This window comes from Saezia sanguinis (genome assembly GCF_003991585.1).
GTDB lineage: Bacteria > Pseudomonadota > Gammaproteobacteria > Burkholderiales > Burkholderiaceae_C > Saezia > Saezia sanguinis.
This window is the reverse complement of record NZ_PQSP01000193.1, coordinates 1-240: the sequence shown is the minus strand read 5'-3', so window position 1 is coordinate 240 and position 240 is coordinate 1. Positions and strand designations below refer to the sequence as shown.

The window sequence follows — 240 nt, the reverse complement described above, 5'->3', positions numbered from 1 at the left end:
GTCTACGAGTACCACCATCCTCTGGAAAACGCCGACAGCTACAAGGACGCCCTCGCTGAGTTGCGTGCTGACGTCCGGGAAGCCGTGAAGACCAGCGAGGCCATCGTGATGGCCAAAAAGTTCAGCTTCAACAACTCCCTCGCCGAAGGCCGCCGATTGACCGCAGATCTCTCCAAACTCATGCTGCGCGCATACAACGCCGAAGCAGAAAACTGCGTTAGAGCAATCCGTGCCGGCAAC

The 240-nt window shown here is 57.9% G+C and carries 1 protein-coding gene; it reads left to right on the top strand.

What is annotated here, in order from left to right:
* Positions 1–240 (top strand): DUF4041 domain-containing protein (locus CUZ56_RS15460; protein ID WP_126981210.1); only part of this gene is annotated, 240 nt, incomplete at both ends.